Below are 13,214 nucleotides of genomic sequence, written 5' to 3' on the forward strand. Positions count from 1 at the left end.
ATCCGTGCTGTAGTCAGGTGGTCGGGCGGGTGACCAGATCCGTCTCGGTCAAAGCGTTGAGGTCGGCCATGGCCTGCTTTTCATCGAAGCGCTGTGGCTTGCGCCGCACTTTCAAAGCAACCTTGGCACGCCTTGCCGTTTTGGGCGTGAGTTCGATGGCATTGGCACCAATCTCTTCCATCTCCTCGAACACGCCATTGCAGTGAAGCAGCATGTCAACGCCAGCTTCATATGCAGCAACAGCCTTCTGAGCATGGGTTCCACCCAAGGCTTTCATCGACAGATCGTCTGTCATCAGCAAGCCTTGGAAACCGATCACCTTGCGCACGACATGGCGGATGATTTTGCGCGACAATGTGGCAGGATTATCGGGGTCGATGGATTGGAAGACGACATGCGCCGTCATCGCCATTGGGCAATCCGATAGGCCAGTAAACGGAATGAAATCGATATTTTCGAGCTCGAGACGGGTGGCGCTGACGATCGGCAGGTTGTGATGGCTATCGACCATCGAGCGGCCGTGACCGGGAATATGCTTCATCACCGGAAGCACGCCACCATCCATCAGCCCCGCCATGTGGGCACGGGCCAGAACGATAATCATTTCAGGACGGAGACCGTAGGCTCTGCCGCCGATCACGTCATGGGCACCGGCCTGCGGCACGTCCAGCACTGGCAGGCAAGTGGATGTAATGTTGAGGGCATATAGTTCCTGAGCCATCAGACGGCCCATGTTGCGGGCGGCACGCAGTGCAAGGCCCGGATTGATGTTGTAAAGATTTCCGAGGGCGCGTGCCTCTGGATACTTTCTCCATGTGGGTGGGCCCAGGCGTTGCACCCGGCCACCTTCCTGATCAATGAAGATCGGTGCATCAGAACGACCGACAGCCTTCCTGAAATCAGCAATCAATTGGCGGATCTGATCGGGAGACTCGCAATTTCGCTTGAAAAGAATCAATCCCCAAGGAAGATACTTTTCAAACAACTTGGCTTCGTTGGCTTGCAATTGCGGGCCAGCGCAGCCTGTAATATAGGCTCGCGTTTTCAATTTTTTATGCCCCCGGAAAACCAGTGAAGTATATCACTGCCTACGCACCGCACAATCTCTTTCTCCAGCTGAAATCAAACTTGAGCACACACTGGAAGCTACATCGTTTGATGCCATGGGACCGAGATTCAGGTTGTATCTTGGCGCTCCGGCCACAGTCGTTTGGGTAATGATTGGCGCGTAACGGGTGATGACGGCACCGTGTTTGCTGCTGAGGCGCTGATATTCCTTGGTGGCTTCATCCCTACTCCCGAAGGATGCCAATTGGACCACATAGGCGCCTGTTGCAGCCGGTTTGGGAGCTGCCGGGGCAACCGCTGACGGAACTGGTGCCTTGGGGGCTGCAATGGCCACCTGCTGGGGCGCTGCGGCCACCGGCGTATCGCCATACAGTCCGGCGCCTGAAGACGTGTTGGTCAATGGTTTGGATTGCGCAATGACAACGGGTGCTGGTGCCGCTAAAGGTGCTGCTGTCTTGGACGGCGGAACCAGGACCACTGGTGATGAGCCCAGCGATTTCTGCTTCTCGATCTTTTCAGTGGGCTGGGCCTTGGCCGTTTCGGCTTTCGCCACGGCCTTGGATTTGGCGGGCGCTGCGGGTGTGTTGCCAATCTGCTCACCGGCTGTCGGCGCTTCAGCAGCCGTTGCGGTCTTGATGGCGGGCGCTGGTGTCTCACCTGGCGCGGGTGGCGCCGGGATAATGGCATCCTGGGTGGCGGCTACAGGTTTTGCGGCGCTGGCGTCTGGTGCAGCGGAAGTGGGTGTGACGTTTGCATCACTGGCCGCGGCTGTTTTACCTTCTGTAGAAGAATTTGCCGCCGGATTTTGTCCGGCGGCTGAGGTTGCGCTAGCAACATTGCTATTGGCGTCGGGGCTAAGTGACCCCTGCTGCCCGTTATTCCCGCCCGGCGGCGGAGGCAGTGGGACCGGTTGCGAGGCATCGCCGTTGGTGGCGCCTCCTCCCTGCTGGGCATCACCGTTTTGCTGCGGTGCTGGTGGCTGCTCGGTGGATTTGAGCGGCCCGCCCGGAACTTCATGATCGCCTTCGATGCGGTCATAGATGAGCTTCTTGTTGGCACTTTCACTCTGCGGATTGGCCGACGTGTCCGGCGTGGACTTGGCGGGAGCAGCTGGTGCGCTGACCACTGGCACGTTGCCACCAGTCGAGGCTGTCTGGCCCTTGATGAAGTGCGAATAGCCGAAGACCACTGCGAAGGCCACGAGAAGGCCAAGCAGCAGCAGGCCGAGGATCATGCCGAAGCTGCCGGAACGCGGCGTATCTTCCACGTAGTCAAGATCGTCCTGATAAGCTTGCTGGTAATCATTGGCCGTGGCGCGGCGGCCCTGGCTGCGGGATGGCGCAGTTTCGAAAATATCGTCGGTATCGCCTCCGTCATCGGAAGGCCCGATCTGCAGTTGGGGCTGTGCCGGCGGATAGCCTGCGGCAGGCCCACGCGAGACCGGTTGCAAGCGAGCACTGCCGGGTGCGGGCGAAAGGCCACGGCCCTGCGGATTGTAGCCGGGCTGCGGCGCATAGCCGGTGGACGGATCAATCGGGCGATAAGGCGGCGGCGGTTGCTGGCCGTAAGGATTGGCATAGCCCGGATTGTAAGGTGGCTGTTGCGGCTGGCCGTAGCTCGACTGACCATAGCCCGGTGTGGGCTGATAAGACGGCGGCGGCGGTGCCACGCCACCGATCTGCGGACGCGGCGGCTGCACCTGCGGCTGGAATTGCGGACGTGGCGGCGGGGGTGCTGCTGGGCGTGGGCCGGAAGCCGGTACTGGCCAAGCAGTGGGACGTGCGGCACCCGGATTTTGCGGATTGCCATCCTGATCAGCGAAAGAGAATTTGGGTTTGGCGCCGGGCGGCGTTGCGGCTGCCGCAGCATTGGCGCCATGGCTGGCGGCTTCGGCGCGCGCCTTGGCAGCCTGGATACGTTGCTGCGCCAAACGCTCAGCAGCTTCGCGCTGGTCACGCAATTTGCTGGCGAGCGCATCGGGAGCCACCGGTGCCTGACGCGGTGCTTGTGCATGTACCGCGGTGCGTGGCGCCAAGGGTGCAGGTGCGCGTGGCGCACGCGGTGCCATCGGGGCAGCTTTGATAGGCGTTTGAACAGCCGCGCGCGCAGCAGGTACTGCCGGGGCTGGCTTTACGTCCTTGCCCTTGAATTCGTCAGAAAGCTTTGGCAGATCAGAGCCATTGGCGTTCTTGCCAATGCCCAAACGTTCGCGCCAGTTGCGCTTGTCTGCTGTATCACCAGATTGCTGGTCCATTACGGTTTCAACCCTACATTTCCTCGACGGGCGTGACGCCCAGAACTTTCAGGCCATTGGCCAGACAATACCGAATCGCTTGCAAAAATGCGAGTCGGGTTAAGGACACACTACCCTGAGCTTCCAAAATAAATCTTAATTGCGGCAGTTCTTTGCCCTTGTTCCACAAAGAGTGGAAATCGCTTGCCAATTCATAGAGATAGAACGAAATCCTATGGGGTTCATGAGAGAGTGAGGCAGCCTCAATAAGCCTCGGAAATTCAACAATTCTTCTGATCAGGGCCTTTTCGGCCTCATCCGTTAACAGTGCGAAGTCCACTTCGCCCTGCAAAGTGGGAGGCGCATTGCGCAGCACCGAGCAGATCCGGGCATGGGCATATTGCACATAGAAAACCGGATTGTCCTTGGACTGTTCAGTCACCTTGGCGAAGTCAAAATCAAGCGGAGCTTCGTTCTTGCGGTAAAGCATCATGAAGCGCACCACGTCCGCGCCCACTTCATCCACCACTTCGCGCAGGGTGACGAAATCGCCGGCCCGTTTGGACATGCGCACAGGTTCGCCGTTGCGGAACAGCTTGACCAGCTGGCACAGTTTCACATCGACCTGAACGTTTTCATCGAAGGCCTTGGCCACGGCCGTGATGCGTTTCACATAGCCGCCATGGTCGGCACCCAGAACATAGACCAGCTGGTTGAAGCCGCGCTCAATCTTGTTGCGTGAATAGGCCACGTCAGAGGCGAAATAAGTGAAGGAGCCATCGGACTTGACGAGCGGGCGATCGGTATCGTCGCCGAAGTTTGACGAACGAAACAGCGTCTGGTCGCGGTCTTCCCAATCGGCAGGCACTTCGCCCTTGGGCGGCGGCAGCTTGCCGACATAGACGAGATCGCGCTTTTCCAAATCGGCCATGGCCGATTTGACAGCGCCTGAGGTTTGCAGCGATTTTTCGGAGAAGAAGATCTCCTGCTTGATGTTCAGCGCCGCGAGGTCGTCGCGGATCATATCCATCATCATCGAGATGGTTTTATCCCGCACGAGCGGCAGCCAGTCATTGTTGGCTTTCAGTGCGGGGCCGAATTCCTTGGCCAGGGCTGCACCTACCGGCTCCAAATAATCGCCCGGATAAAGCCCGGCGGGAATTTCGCCAATGTGTTCACCCAAAGCCTCGCGGTACCGCAGGAAGGCGGACTGTGCGAGCACATCGACCTGAGCGCCGGCATCATTGATATAATATTCGCGGGTGACATCGTAGCCAGCGAGTTGCAGCAGTGCGGCCAGCGCATCGCCGAACACTGCACCACGGCAATGGCCGACATGCAATGGGCCTGTGGGGTTGGCGGAGACATATTCCACATTGACCTTGCTGCCCTGCCCCAGTTTCGAGGAGCCGTAACGCTCCTTCTGTTCCAGCACAGACTTCAACGCACGCGGCCAGATGGCGGGCTTCAGTTTCAGATTGATGAAGCCGGGGCCTGCAAGGCTGGCTTCTTCCACATCAGCATGCAACTTCAGTTCCGGCAGAACGAGTTCGGCCAGCGCGCGCGGGTTGAGTCCCGCGGGCTTGGCCAGCACCATTGCGACGTTGGTTGAAATATCGCCATGAGTGAAGTCGCGCGGCGGCTCGACCGTGACCTTGGAGAGATCAAGCCCGGCGGGTAATTTACCCGCTTCGACGAGCAGTTGAACCGCTTGGCCAACCACGATCTGGAAATCAGAAAATATGTTCATTGCAACCCTTAAACGTTGCGCCTGCCCTATCGAAAAAGCGGGTCGAGGTCAAACAAGCGGCGGTGCTGTTCCAGTGCGAAATTATCGGTCATGCCGGCGAGAAAATCACAAACCTGGCGGGCCCGCGAAGAATCCTCAGTGCGCGGATGGGCTTGGCGCCAGTCGTCCGGCATCAAGCTGGGGTCAGTCATATAGGCTTCAAACAGATCACGCACGACACGTTGGGCGCGGCCCATAATCTCGGTGACGCGCGGGTGTTGATACATATGCGCCGAGAGAAACTGCTGCAGCATGCGGTTGTTCTCTTTCATCTGCGCTGAGAACGAGACCAGCGTGTGGCCCAGCAGGCGCACCTCTTCGGGTGATTTTGGAGCGTCCTTGGAGATATTCCGTTCGGATTGGCCCAGCACATCGCCGACCATCGCCGAAATCACCCGGCGCACGCATTCATGGATGACGCGCGACGTTTCGAGATTGGGATAGGCATTGAGCACTTGTCCGAGCGCCTGCCCGGCCAAGGGCACGTCACCCAGATCAATCACGCTGAACAGTTTGGCACGCAGTCCATCGTCAATGTCATGGCCGTTATAGGCAATGTCATCGGCTACTGCGGCGACCTGTGCTTCGGCCGAAGCATAGGTGGCGAGCCGGAGATCATGCGCCTGCACATAATCGATAATCGCTGCGGGAACGCCCTGCTCGCGGTAATGGCCGATGGCATTGCCGTCGGCGTCGGTCAACGGGCCGTTGTGTTTGACCAGGCCCTCGAGTGTTTCCCATGTGAGGTTAAGGCCGTCGAAAGCCGCATAGTGGTTTTCCAGGCTGGTGACGATGCGCAGGGCTTGCGCGTTGTGGTCAAAGCCGCCGTACATCTTCATCAAACGGTCAAGCTCACGCTCGCCGGCATGGCCGAAAGGCGTGTGGCCCAGATCATGCGCCAAGGCCAGGGCCTCGGTCAGGTCCTCATCCAGATGAAGTGCGCGGGCGATCGAGCGGGCAATCTGCGCCACTTCGAGCGAATGGGTGAGGCGGGTGCGGAAATGGTCGCCCTCATGGGCCACGAAAACCTGGGTTTTCTGTTTCAGGCGGCGAAAGGCCGAGGCGTGGATGATCCGGTCACGGTCCCGCGCAAAGCACGAGCGGTGCTTTTCATCGGGCTCCGGAATTAACCTTCCCAGTGAAGCTTGCGGCTTGCTGGCGAAGGCTGCCATGCGCCCCGTCATGTTCTGGCCCCATTGACTTTTGGGCGCAATGAACCGACATCTGGGGCATGGAAAACCAGCAAATCAGCCTGACCGACCGTGCCGCCAAGCGCATTGTCGAAGTCGCCACCAAGAACCATCAGGCGGCAAGCTTGCGCGTTGCGGTCAATGGCGGTGGCTGTTCTGGTTTTCAATACGAATTCTCCATCAGTGACGCGCGCGAGAACGATGATGTGGTGATCGAGCGCGATGGTGCAACCCTTTTGGTCGATTCCATCTCGCTGGTCCACATGGCCGGATCGACCGTCGATTTTGTCGATGATCTGATGGGCCAATCTTTCCGCATTGCCAATCCGCTGGCCAAGTCGTCCTGCGGCTGCGGCACCAGCTTCGCTCTCTAAATCCCCATGCGCATCGCCACCTGGAATGTGAATTCGGTCAAGGCCCATTTTGATCAGGTTACGTCATGGGTGAAGGCTGAGAAGCCTGATGTGTTGTGCCTGCAGGAAATCAAATGCGAAGAGCCGAATTTCCCCAAGGCTGCGTTCGAGGAACTGGGCTACTCCTGCGAAGTCCTGGGGCAGAAGACTTATAATGGCGTGGCTTTGCTGGCGCGCGGCCAGATCCACGATGTGGTGCGCGGCCTTCCCGGCGATGACACGGATGAGCAATCGCGCTTCATCATGGGCACGGTTTATACCGAGAAGAAAATTCCGGTCACTGTGGGTGGGCTTTATCTGCCGAATGGCAACCCTGCTCCCGGCCCCAAATATGATTACAAGCTGAGCTGGATGAAGCGGCTGAAGGCGCTGGCGCAATCCATGCTGGCGCGCGAGGAGGCCTTTGTTCTGGCAGGTGACTACAATATCATTCCCGCCGTGGCCGATATGCGCAAGCCCGAGCAATGGGTGAATGATGCGCTGTGGCTGCCCGACAGCCGCGCGGCCTTTCAGGAACTGATCAATCTGGGGCTGACCGAGGCGTTCCGCTCGCTGTATCCGGGGTTGAAGGATGCCTATTCCTATTGGGATTATCAGGCCGGCGCCTGGCAAAGGAACAATGGAATCAGGATCGACCATTTGCTGCTCTCGCCGCAGGCCGCCGATTTGCTGGAAGCCTCGCGCATTCATAAGGAAGCGCGCGGTCATGAGAAGCCTTCCGATCACGTTCCGGTCGAAATCACGCTTCGCGATATCTGAATAAAAAAACCCGGTGGATTGCTCCACCGGGTTTCGAAGTCAGTACAGATCAAGAATTACTTGGCAGCGGCCGGAGCCTTCACGCCGAAAGCAGCGAAGGTGGCTTCATAAGGCTTGAAAGCGCTCTTGGCAGCGGCAGCGAAGATTTCGCCGATCTTGGTCATTTCAGCCACGGTCGCATCGAAGCTTTCCTTGGCGAATGCCTGCTGGACTTCAACAGCCTTTTCGAAAGACTTGGCCGAAGCGGCGGTCTGCCAGACGGCAGTGGTCTTCTCGAAAGACTTCTTCGAGAAATCAGCAACTTCCTGAGCAACGGCCTGATAGCCCTTGGTCATCGCGGTGCTCGAAGCGGTAAAGGCTTCAAAGCCTTCCTTGCTGGCAGCCTGCATATCTTCAAATGATTTCACCATCTTGGTCTCCTTTGGGGTCGCATTTATGTGTTCGATGACCCTATTTATGTGCACTGCACAATGAAGTCAATAGCAATTTTGCACTGCACAAAAAAATCCTAAAAAGCGTCTGTGAATCGGTTTTACGCGATGGTAAGGGCTTGGTGAGTATTTGATAAGCTTGACCCCGTGATTGATACCGTGGGTTAACACTGGATTTGTGGGGTTTGCCGTTGAAATCGCTGGTTCTGAACATATTGAAAGCTGCTTTGGTGGCGGCTCTCCTCCCTGTGTTGATGGTTTCCAGCGCCTTTGCCCGCCCTGAATTTGCTGCCATTGCAGTTGATGCCCGCACCGGGCAGATCCTTTTTGCAGACCGTGCCGACAGCCCTCGCCATCCGGCGTCACTCACCAAGATGATGACGCTCTATGTGTTGTTCCAGGAAATGAAGTCGGGCCGCATCAGCCGCGATACGCAACTTACCATGTCGCGTCGCTGCTCGTTCATGGCGCCGACCAAAATGAATATCAGAGCAGGCGGTCAATATAGTGTGGATGATGCGATCAAGTCGCTGGTGGTAAAATCCGCAAATGACGTGGCTTGCTCGGTTGCTGAGAATCTTGGTGGCAGTGAAAGCGCCTATGCGGCGCGGATGACGCGCACGGCGCGCGACATGGGCATGCGCAGATCGACCTTCATGAACGCGTCCGGCCTGCCCAATCCGGGGCAATGGACCACAGCGCGCGACATGGCCACTTTGGGCCTACGTCTGCAGCGCGACTTCCCGCAATATTATCCCTATTTCCGCACCACCTCGTTCATGTTCCGCGGCCGCCTTGTCCGTGGCCATAACAAGCTGGTCGCCAATTATCCGGGCACCGACGGAATCAAGACCGGTTACATCGCCAATGCAGGCTTCAATCTGGTCACCTCGACCCGCCGTGGCGACAAGCGTTTGGTTGGCACGGTGTTGGGGGCGACCTCTCCAGCGGTGCGTGAAGCCTACATGATGCGCATGCTGGAAAACAATTTCGCCAGTGCCCGCAATGGTAACACGATCGCCGCCCTGCCCGGCACTTCGGCTGGTGCGATCAATCCGATCAGCGTGGCTGTAGCGACTGCCAAGGTTGCGGCACCCACGCCGCTCGCCCCCAAGGCCAACAGCCAGTCGCTGGCACAGGTGGCTGAAGCCGCTTCTGCCGATTCTAATGTGCAGACCCAGATGACCGCTGGTCAGGATGACATGGCGACGCTGGTGACCTCCACCGCCACGGCTCAGCCCATTGCGGTTGATGATCAGGCGCCTTCGGGCAAGAAGCCGAAGAAGCCGTCTTTCAAAGTGGTTTCGGCAAATGACCAGCCTGCGACCATGGACAATGCCGCTGCGGACAGCTGGACCATTCAGGTCGGTTCGTTCCCCGACAAGAATCAAGCGGATGAAAAACTCGCCGTGTTGCGCGGCAAGCTGCCGGACCTGCTGGGCAGCAAGGATAGTTTTACCACTGAGGCCAAGGTGCGCGGCAAGATGGTGTATCGCGCACGCTTCTCCGGCTTTGATGCCGCTACAGCGAAGAAGCTGTGCAAGAAGCTGAAGAAAGAATGCATGCCAATGGCCCCTGAGGGCTGATCTACTTCTTCAATAATAGATCGCGGGCCTGATTGATCTTGGCTGCCAGATAGGTGCTTCCGCCGGCGTCGGGGTGATTTGCCCGTTGCAGCCGCTTAAAGGCGGCATTGATTTCATCAGGTGTTGCACCTGAGTCCAAACCTAAAACAGCATAGGCTTCCTTTCGGTCCATCGCGCCCTGATTTGCGGGCTGCTGGTTCGTACCACCGCGATTGGCGCTGAAGGCTGGCTTCTGCGCGAACAGGTTGCCCCAGCCCATCAATCCTGCGCCGATGCCCAATACCGGGACGCCCAACGCGAAGTTGCCGTGGAAAGAAAACAAGCCCCCAGCCGCTATTAACCCCGCCCCTAAAACGCGCGCGCCGAATTTGCGGGCGGCACGCGGGTCCATGCGCCCGGCCTGACGCAACACCCAGAGGCCGGTGAGAAGTGCCGCAATAATGATCAGGCTGGTCATTGGGCTTTGGTAGTCGAGTCTGGCGCTGGCGCATCGCAAGGCTGGGCTGCGATCGCTTCAAAATGCTTCAGTGTGCCCTTCATGCTGTAGGGGCCATAATCGAACAGCATCTCGGTGGTCACGCCATTTTCATACATGTTGAAGGTGGCCTGGAAATCCGGAATTTCTGCCTGGGGATTGTCCAACGGATAATAGCCCAGCTGGAACGTCCACGAGGCCATGGTCTGCAGCGCCTGGGCTTCCGGGTTGGCGAGGTCCGGCGCATAGGTGCCGGGCGCGCGCTTCTTGCCGATGAAGCTGACCACGCGGAATTGCTTGGCGCCATCCGACCCGTCATAGATCACCGAGACATCTCGGGTTTCACCGGCTTGTGCGGCGGCCAAAAGCTTTTGCTGGTGTGCGGTGGGGAAGAGAACGTCGCCGCCCAGTTTGAATTGCTGCTTCTTGGTCCCCTGCTGTTCAGCTTGAGCCTCACCGCCCGCGACGGTGCGGATCGCAGTGATCTTGGCGTCGTCGGTGACTTCCTTGTTCACCGACTGGGTCTGCGAGACTTGCAATTGCAGCCCGTCACCGGTTTCAAACACGCTGGATTTGGTGTCTACCGCGCGGACATTCTGGTCGGCATCGGTGTAGCGTGTGGTGTAATCGGAATCGACGGTGAAGCCGGCACAGGCCGAGCCCGTCACCTCATAGGCGATCTTGCCGTCCAGCGGCTGGGACCCGGCGGCCTGGTCGATGCGCGCGGGCTCCAGCTCATAAAGTGCGCGATAAGTGCCGAAATCCACAGCCATGCCGGGCGATGAAAGCAGTATTGCTGACACCGGGCAAATCAGACGCAGGTGAAGGTTTTTCATGACGCGAAACTATCCTATAGTGAAGGCAACACACAAGGTGAATGAACCCGATGAGTCTGACGTCTAATCCTGTTGAAAATAAGCTTGCTGAACTTGGAATTGCACTTCCTGCCGCGGCAAAGCCGGTGGCCAATTATGTGCCTTGGGTGATTACCGGGAATCTGGTCTTTGTAGCCGGGCAGATTCCGGTGAAGGATGGCAAACCCGTGGCCGTGGGCCAGGCGGGTGCCGGTGTTACGCTGGAAAACGCCCAAGCGGCGGCGCGGCTTTGCGCGATCAACATTCTGGCTCAGGTGAAGGATGCCTGCGGTGGTGATCTTTCGAAGGTTGTTCGCATTGTGAAGCTGACGGGCTTTGTGAATTGCGGCCCGGCCTTCATTGATATTCCCAAGGTGATCAATGGCGCGTCTGATCTGATGGTCGAGGTGTTTGGCGACAAGGGCAAGCATGCGCGAGCTGCCGTGGGTGCGTCCTCCCTGCCGCTGGGCGTGCCGGTGGAAGTAGAAGCGGTGGTGGAAATCGCCTGATGCGTTTTACGCCGCAATTGCGGGCGCTGGACTGGCTGGTGGCGAAACCCATCGCCCATCGCGGATTTCACGATGAGAAGAATGGCCACGTCGAGAATTGCGAAAGTTCATTCGCTGCCGCCGTCGCTCAGGGCTATTCCATCGAGTGCGACATTCAGCTGACCAAGGATGGCCAAGCCGTGGTGTTTCATGACGATGATATTGACAGGGTGATGCAGGGCCATGGCCGGGTGAAGGATTTCACCACGCGCGAACTGAAGGCCATGTCATTCAAACAGGGCAAGGACCGGGTGCAAACTTTGGCCGAGCTCTTGGAACAAGTGGCCGGACGCACCACTTTGGTAATCGAGATCAAATCACTCTGGGATGATGACTTTACTTTGACTGATCATGCTTTGAATGTGCTGGCCGATTATACGGGGCCGCATGCCCTGATGTCGTTCGACCCGGATCTCGTGGCGCGAGTCGCGGCCACGTCCTCGGGTACCGTGCGCGGCATCACTGCCGACCGGGTGATTGATCCCTATTACGAACCCCTGCCCGTGGCAAAGCGCGTGGCGATGCGCGAGATGAGTCATTTGCCGCAGAGCCAGCCGCATTTCATTTCCTTCGATTACCGTCAATTGCCATTCCAGCCGATTACGGAATTTCAGGCAGCGGGTTTTCCGATCATTACCTGGACGATTGAGAATGATGCGCAAGCCAAACAGGCGCGGCGCTGGTGTGACCAGATCACCTTTGAGAATTTCGTTCCGGCATGACGCTGAAGCCGCGCATCCTGGGCTCGATGGAGGAGATTTCTGCTGCCGCCTGGGACGGCTTGGCCAATCCGGACCCGGTAACATTCAACCCGTTTGTAAGCCACGCGTTCTTGTCGGCGCTGGAAGCTTCCGGTTCTGCCACGCGCAAATCGGGTTGGATGGCGTCGCACCTGCTGCTTGAGGATGATGGGCGGCTGGTTGCGGCAGCACCCTGCTATCTCAAATCGCATTCGATGGGCGAATATGTGTTTGACCAGGGGTGGGCCGATGCCTTCGAGCGCGCGGGCGGACATTATTATCCCAAGCTGCAAGTGGCGGTACCATTTTCACCAGTGACTGCGCCGAAGCTGCTGGCGCCCACTGCGGTGTTGCGTGACGCCTTGGCGGCGGCGCTTGTGCAGCTCTGCGCTGCGCAACAGGCGTCATCGGTTCATGTGACCTTTGCGTTGGAAAATGATGCGGCGGCGCTGAGCGGCAAGGAATGGTTGCTGCGTAATGACATTCAGTTTCACTGGTTCAATGAGGGGTATGAGAATTTTGATGCGTTTCTCGCGGCGTTATCGTCATCCAAACGCAAGAATTTGCGCAAGGAGCGGCAGGCGGTGCACGACGCGGGCATCACCTTCGAGGCGCTGACGGGTGACGCGATCCAGCCTCAGCACTGGGATTATTTTTGGGAATTCTATATGGACACCGGCTCTCGCAAATGGGGCCAGCCCTATTTGACGCGCAAGTTCTTCAAGCTCATTCACGCAAGCATGCGCCAGCATGTGCTGTTGATCATGGCCAAGCGCGGTGACGAGACTATTGCAGGCGCGTTGAACTTCATTGGCGGCGACACGCTTTATGGGCGCAACTGGGGCTGCACTGAGAATGTGCCCTTCCTGCATTTCGAGACCTGCTATTACCAAGCGATGGACTTTGCCATGGCGCACAAGCTCCGGGTGGTTGAAGCGGGCGCGCAGGGTGACCACAAACTGGCGCGCGGTTATGTGCCGGTGAAGACTCAGAGCTTTCATCATCTCGCTCATCCCGGCCTTTCACGTGCCGTGGCGCAGTTTCTGGCGCAGGAGCGCGCCGCGATTGCGGAAGGCCAGGAGGCGCTTGCCGCCCATGCGCCCTTCCGCCACACTGAGCAGGAGTGAG

At 58.3% G+C, this 13,214-nt stretch carries 13 protein-coding genes; 6 read left to right on the forward strand and 7 right to left on the reverse strand.

The genetic code is table 11. From position 1 onward, the window contains the following. Window positions 1–13: 13 nt before the first annotated feature. Genes nagZ through F8B91_RS04695 form a run of 4 tightly spaced genes read right to left on the reverse strand, consistent with a single transcriptional unit; the run spans window position 14 to window position 6,274 of the window. The gene (gene nagZ, locus F8B91_RS04680) at window positions 14–1,048 is read right to left on the reverse strand and encodes a beta-N-acetylhexosaminidase (RefSeq protein WP_196502536.1); all 1,035 of its coding nucleotides are present in this window, start codon (window positions 1,046–1,048) and stop codon (window positions 14–16) included. A 33-nt stretch (window positions 1,049–1,081) separates the two neighbouring features. Beyond that, window positions 1,082–3,322, reverse strand: a complete 2,241-nt coding sequence (locus F8B91_RS04685) for an SPOR domain-containing protein (RefSeq protein ID WP_196502537.1) — start codon at window positions 3,320–3,322, stop codon at window positions 1,082–1,084. A gap of 13 nt (window positions 3,323–3,335) precedes the next feature. Further along, a complete protein-coding gene (argS, locus tag F8B91_RS04690; protein ID WP_196502538.1) occupies window positions 3,336–5,051 on the reverse strand; it encodes an arginine--tRNA ligase in 1,716 nt (571 codons plus the stop codon). A 26-nt stretch (window positions 5,052–5,077) separates the two neighbouring features. Next, entirely contained in the window at window positions 5,078–6,274 is a 1,197-nt protein-coding gene (locus F8B91_RS04695) for a deoxyguanosinetriphosphate triphosphohydrolase (protein ID WP_196502539.1), read from the reverse strand. 47 nt (window positions 6,275–6,321) lie between these two features. On the opposite strand from F8B91_RS04695, the gene erpA reads away from it, so the two are divergent. Together erpA and xth are read left to right on the forward strand one after the other, a co-directional pair. Beyond that, window positions 6,322–6,654 carry an iron-sulfur cluster insertion protein ErpA gene (erpA, locus tag F8B91_RS04700; RefSeq protein ID WP_196502540.1) on the forward strand — a complete coding sequence of 111 codons (333 nt, stop codon included), beginning with the start codon at window positions 6,322–6,324 and terminating at the stop codon, window positions 6,652–6,654. A 6-nt stretch (window positions 6,655–6,660) separates the two neighbouring features. Beyond that, on the forward strand, window positions 6,661–7,452 hold the full coding sequence (gene xth, locus F8B91_RS04705) for an exodeoxyribonuclease III (RefSeq protein WP_196502541.1): 792 nt from the start codon (window positions 6,661–6,663) through the stop codon (window positions 7,450–7,452). Window positions 7,453–7,508: 56 nt separating this feature from the next. On the opposite strand, the gene F8B91_RS04710 is transcribed toward xth, so the two are convergent. Further along, window positions 7,509–7,862 carry a phasin family protein gene (locus F8B91_RS04710; RefSeq protein WP_246714962.1) on the reverse strand — a complete coding sequence of 118 codons (354 nt, stop codon included), beginning with the start codon at window positions 7,860–7,862 and terminating at the stop codon, window positions 7,509–7,511. 212 nt (window positions 7,863–8,074) lie between these two features. Between F8B91_RS04710 and F8B91_RS04715 the strand changes: the two genes are divergently transcribed. Beyond that, window positions 8,075–9,469, forward strand: a complete 1,395-nt coding sequence (locus F8B91_RS04715; RefSeq protein WP_196502542.1) for a serine hydrolase — start codon at window positions 8,075–8,077, stop codon at window positions 9,467–9,469. Window position 9,470: 1 nt separating this feature from the next. On the opposite strand, the gene F8B91_RS04720 is transcribed toward F8B91_RS04715, so the two are convergent. Both F8B91_RS04720 and F8B91_RS04725 read right to left on the reverse strand, forming a co-directional pair. Beyond that, a complete protein-coding gene (locus F8B91_RS04720) occupies window positions 9,471–9,926 on the reverse strand; it encodes a hypothetical protein (RefSeq protein ID WP_196502543.1) in 456 nt (151 codons plus the stop codon). Then, a complete protein-coding gene (locus F8B91_RS04725) occupies window positions 9,923–10,780 on the reverse strand; it encodes an EipB family protein (protein WP_196502544.1) in 858 nt (285 codons plus the stop codon). Before F8B91_RS04725 ends, F8B91_RS04720 begins: the two co-directional genes overlap by 4 nt. 50 nt (window positions 10,781–10,830) lie before the next feature. Between F8B91_RS04725 and F8B91_RS04730 the strand changes: the two genes are divergently transcribed. Genes F8B91_RS04730 through F8B91_RS04740 form a run of 3 tightly spaced genes read left to right on the forward strand, consistent with a single transcriptional unit; the run spans window position 10,831 to window position 13,213 of the window. Beyond that, window positions 10,831–11,307, forward strand: coding sequence for a RidA family protein (locus F8B91_RS04730; RefSeq protein WP_196502545.1), 477 nt, complete (start codon window positions 10,831–10,833; stop codon window positions 11,305–11,307). Continuing rightward, window positions 11,307–12,068 carry a glycerophosphodiester phosphodiesterase family protein gene (locus F8B91_RS04735; protein WP_196502546.1) on the forward strand — a complete coding sequence of 254 codons (762 nt, stop codon included), beginning with the start codon at window positions 11,307–11,309 and terminating at the stop codon, window positions 12,066–12,068. The genes F8B91_RS04730 and F8B91_RS04735 overlap by 1 nt, the downstream gene beginning before the upstream one ends. Then, window positions 12,065–13,213, forward strand: a complete 1,149-nt coding sequence (locus F8B91_RS04740) for a GNAT family N-acetyltransferase (RefSeq protein WP_196502547.1) — start codon at window positions 12,065–12,067, stop codon at window positions 13,211–13,213. Before F8B91_RS04735 ends, F8B91_RS04740 begins: the two co-directional genes overlap by 4 nt. Window position 13,214: the final 1 nt, after the last annotated feature.

Source organism: Aestuariivirga litoralis (assembly GCF_015714715.1).
In the GTDB taxonomy this organism is placed as follows: domain Bacteria; phylum Pseudomonadota; class Alphaproteobacteria; order Rhizobiales; family Aestuariivirgaceae; genus Aestuariivirga; species Aestuariivirga litoralis_A.

What these genes read in the sequence shown, in the direction of transcription:
- F8B91_RS04740 (WP_196502547.1), top strand. Translation starts at nt 12,065, where the DNA reads ATGACGCTGAAGCCGCGCATCCTGGGCTCGATGGAGGAGATTTCTGCT.
- F8B91_RS04685 (WP_196502537.1), bottom strand. Translation starts at nt 3,322, where the DNA reads ATGGACCAGCAATCTGGTGATACAGCAGACAAGCGCAACTGGCGCGAA.
- F8B91_RS04720 (WP_196502543.1), bottom strand. Translation starts at nt 9,926, where the DNA reads ATGACCAGCCTGATCATTATTGCGGCACTTCTCACCGGCCTCTGGGTG.
- F8B91_RS04710 (WP_246714962.1), bottom strand. Translation starts at nt 7,862, where the DNA reads ATGGTGAAATCATTTGAAGATATGCAGGCTGCCAGCAAGGAAGGCTTT.
- F8B91_RS04730 (WP_196502545.1), top strand. Translation starts at nt 10,831, where the DNA reads ATGAGTCTGACGTCTAATCCTGTTGAAAATAAGCTTGCTGAACTTGGA.
- xth (WP_196502541.1), top strand. Translation starts at nt 6,661, where the DNA reads ATGCGCATCGCCACCTGGAATGTGAATTCGGTCAAGGCCCATTTTGAT.
- erpA (WP_196502540.1), top strand. Translation starts at nt 6,322, where the DNA reads ATGGAAAACCAGCAAATCAGCCTGACCGACCGTGCCGCCAAGCGCATT.
- F8B91_RS04725 (WP_196502544.1), bottom strand. Translation starts at nt 10,780, where the DNA reads ATGAAAAACCTTCACCTGCGTCTGATTTGCCCGGTGTCAGCAATACTG.
- argS (WP_196502538.1), bottom strand. Translation starts at nt 5,051, where the DNA reads ATGAACATATTTTCTGATTTCCAGATCGTGGTTGGCCAAGCGGTTCAA.
- F8B91_RS04695 (WP_196502539.1), bottom strand. Translation starts at nt 6,274, where the DNA reads ATGACGGGGCGCATGGCAGCCTTCGCCAGCAAGCCGCAAGCTTCACTG.
- F8B91_RS04735 (WP_196502546.1), top strand. Translation starts at nt 11,307, where the DNA reads ATGCGTTTTACGCCGCAATTGCGGGCGCTGGACTGGCTGGTGGCGAAA.